3 protein-coding genes are annotated in these 2,232 nt (G+C 62.2%); all 3 read left to right on the top strand.

Annotation, left to right across the window (positions count from 1 at the left end; genetic code table 11):
- Nucleotides 1-397 (top strand): SDR family NAD(P)-dependent oxidoreductase (locus tag VMR39_RS17065; protein ID WP_325417251.1); only part of this gene is annotated, 397 nt, incomplete at its 5' end.
- A complete protein-coding gene (locus VMR39_RS17060) occupies nucleotides 394-1,974 on the top strand; it encodes an AMP-binding protein (RefSeq protein ID WP_325417249.1) in 1,581 nt (526 codons plus the stop codon). The genes VMR39_RS17065 and VMR39_RS17060, both read left to right, overlap by 4 nt.
- Nucleotides 1,975-1,981: 7 nt before the next feature.
- Nucleotides 1,982-2,232, top strand: a 251-nt coding sequence (locus VMR39_RS17055) for a glutathione S-transferase N-terminal domain-containing protein (protein ID WP_325417247.1), incomplete at its 3' end; no start/stop codon positions are given.

The following is a 2,232-nucleotide window of genomic DNA, read 5'->3' as shown; positions in this document are numbered from 1 at the left end:
CCATCATGCCGTGCCGCTGTTGCGCGCGCGCGGCGGTGGCGCGATCATTGGCGTGATTTCCGTCGCGGCGAAGGTACCGACGCCTGGCGAGGCGGTGCATGGCGGCGCGCTGGCCGGATTGGGCATGTTCCTGCGCGGCTTGGCGCGGGAGGTCGGCCGTTATCAGATCCGCACCAATGCAGTCTGCCCCTCGCTGATCCGCGACACGCGCAATTACGACAAGGTCTTGAGCGACGGCTTTTCCAAGAAACTGTTCGAAAAGATCGAGAAGCGAGCGCAACTCGGCCTGCCGGGCCCCCAGGATCTTGCTAACCTCATCACCTTTCTCGCGAGTCCGCTTGCGTCGCACATCACCGGGCAGATGGTCAGCATCAACGGAGGCATCTCAGGCGCATGACCCACGATCCACTCGCCCATCCGCTCGACACGACGGTCGCCGTGCTGGAGCGTGCGGCCAGAGCCGTGCCAGACAAGATCGCCCTGGATTTCAGCGGCCAGACCCTGACCTATGCTGAGTTCGACCGGGAAACCACGCGGCTGGCCCACGCCCTGCGCGACATGGGGCTGGGCACGGGCCAGCCGCTCGCGCTGATGCTTGACAATAATGTCGATCATGTCCTCTTCTGGTTCGCGGCTAACAAGCTGGGCGCCATCAGCGCGCCGATCAACACCGCCTTTCGAGGCCGGTTTCTCGCAAACCAATTGGCGGATTGCGCCGCGCCGATCATCGTCATGGAAGATGATTATATCGATCGACTGACTGACATACGCGATGATCTACCCGCGCTGCGTCATGTCATTCGCCGCAGCGAGGCGGAGAAGTTGGCCCCCGGACGCCATGAGCCCATCCAGGCCGAGTTCGGACCAGCCGATCCGGCGCTCCTAGTCTACACTTCCGGCACGACCGGTCCGTCCAAGGGCTGCGTCTTGCCGCATAACCAGGTCGCCCATATGGGCTATTTCCAGGTCACTGCCAACGGCACCAATGGTGACGATGTCCTGTGGACCTGCCTGCCGCTCTTTCACCTGAACGCCATCGGCGTGACGGTGATGACCGCGCTGCTCGCGCAAGGGACGGCGGCGGTCGCGCCTCGTTTTTCGGTTAGCAATTTCTGGCCCGATATCGCACGGAGCGGCGCCACCCAGGTCGCCTTGCTGGGGTCGATGGCCCAGATGATCGCCGCTGCTCCCGACCATCCCGACGCGCAGGTTCATTTCGGCAAGATCCGACAGCTTTCCGCCGCACCGATGTCGCTGGGACTCGCCGGAATCTGGGAGGAACGTTTTGGCGTGCCTGCGCTTCCAAGCGCGGGCTATGGGATGACCGAGGCGGCCTGCATCGCCTCCACCGCGCCCGACGACCCAATCGGGCCGGACGGTTCTTCCGGCCGCAGCGGGCGCTATTTCGATATCCGCATCGTCGACGAGAATGATGTCGAACTGCCTGTCGGCCAGCCCGGAGAGATCATCTGCCGGCCACGCTACCCGCATATCCTGTTCAAGGGCTATTGGAACAAGGCGGAAGCGACCGTCCAGGCATGGCGAAACCTCTGGTTCCATACTGGTGATCTCGGTAAGTTGGACGAGAGCGGTTATCTCTATTTCGTCGATCGGAAGAAGGATTACATCCGACGCCGGGGCGAAAATATCTCCTCGCTGGAGTTGGAAGCCGTGTTTCGCGCACATCCAGCCATTCAGGACGTTGCTGTCCATGCCGTCCTTTCTCCCCATGGCGAAGATGAGGTCAAGGTCACGGCCGAGTTGAGGAAGGGCGCGGACATGTCCGAACAGTTACTATGCGAATGGTGCGCGCCGCGCCTGCCCTATTTCGCCGTGCCGCTATACATCGAATTCCGCGAGAACCTGCCGCGCACGCCGACCGGCAAAGTGCAGAAGGATTTGCTGCGTCGGGAAGGCCGTACGCCGCGTACATGGTCGCGCGAGGACGCGGGCTTTGTGTTGCAGAAGCGGTAGGCAGCAGATGATCGACCTCTGGTATGCGCCGACTCCTAACGGGTGGAAGATCAGCATCATGCTAGAGGAATGCGGTCTGCCCTACCGACTGCGGATGATGGATTTGCGCGCCGGGGAACAGACGGGTGAAATCTTTCGGCTCATCGGCCCGGCGGGAAAGATGCCCGCGATCGTGGACCATGATCCGTCGGACGGCGGCGAACCGATCGATATGTTCGAAAGCGGCGCGATCCTCTGGTATATGGCAGAAAAGGCGGG

The organism is Sphingobium sp. (assembly GCF_035511395.1).
Taxonomy (GTDB): domain Bacteria; phylum Pseudomonadota; class Alphaproteobacteria; order Sphingomonadales; family Sphingomonadaceae; genus Sphingobium.
This window is presented reverse-complemented; position numbering and strand designations above follow the sequence as displayed.